This is a genomic window from Vibrio sp. D173a (genome assembly GCF_030248475.1).
The window spans coordinates 1-922 of record NZ_JAHGAH010000538.1 but is presented as its reverse complement, the minus strand read 5'-3'; the positions used below and the strand labels follow the sequence as shown (position 1 = coordinate 922).

At 45.0% G+C, this 922-nt stretch carries 2 protein-coding genes; one reads left to right on the top strand and one right to left on the bottom strand.

What is annotated here, in order from left to right; genetic code table 11:
• Positions 1-626, bottom strand: a 626-nt coding sequence (gene tsaA, locus KIV40_RS27355; RefSeq protein ID WP_285352341.1) for a tRNA (N6-threonylcarbamoyladenosine(37)-N6)-methyltransferase TrmO, incomplete at its 3' end; no start/stop codon positions are given.
• Positions 627-750: 124 nt separating this feature from the next.
• On the opposite strand from tsaA, the gene KIV40_RS27350 reads away from it, so the two are divergent.
• Positions 751-922 (top strand): type B 50S ribosomal protein L31 (locus KIV40_RS27350; protein WP_285352343.1); only part of this gene is annotated, 172 nt, incomplete at its 3' end.

Here is a 922-nt window from a genome sequence, read left to right as displayed (position 1 = left end):
AAATTTACTGTATATTCCTTCGAATCCGGCTTGCCTTTCTTATAAGCAGGGCGTGGGTCTTGGGCAAGCACCTCTTTTATTACCGCAATAATGTGCCGACCTTCCGGGTGTTGACTTAGCTTTTGCTGTGCCTGCTGCGAGAAATTCACCTCAAGTTTTGCAGGCTCTTCTGCCGCAAAGCCACCAGCGGCATCGGGTATTGAATCCGAGTAGGGGATGTAAGGTTTGATATCGACAATCGGTGTACCATCAACCAGATCAACACTACCTAGTTCAAGGTAGGTTTGACCTTTCTCTTGAATCACGCCTTTGAGTTCGACAGCGGACATGCCAATGCCGTTAGGTCTAAAAGTCGCTCTAGAAGCAAACACACCAATACGATCATTACCGCCCAGACGAGGAGGGCGTCCCGTTGGCTTCCAACCGGCTTGTAAGTTTTGATCAAAAAGAAACAACAACCAGACATGGCTGAACTGTTCGATGCCGCGCACCGACTCCAAGCAGTTTGCCGTTCCAGAGAGTTTGACCCGTGAACGAGAGGAAGGCACTAACCTTGGCTGTCTAGGTACGGCAAACTTCTCTTTATAGGGTGATTCAATAAAGCCAATTGGCTCGATGGTGTACATGGCGTGGCATTCTCAACTTTCGATTTGTCGTAAAAATATCATAAAACAGCTTGTGTTTCTTTTGATAATGATTATCATTTGCAATGTTATAACGTATCAACTTGTATTTTTTGAGAGTATTAAAATGAAACCGAACATCCACCCTGAATACCGCACAGTAGTTTTCCATGACACGAGTGTTGATGAGAATTTCTTAATTGGTTCTACCCTGCAAACTGACCGCACCATCGAGTGGGAAGATGGCAATACTTATCCATACTTTACGATTGAAGTTTCGTCGAAGTCCCATCCTTTCT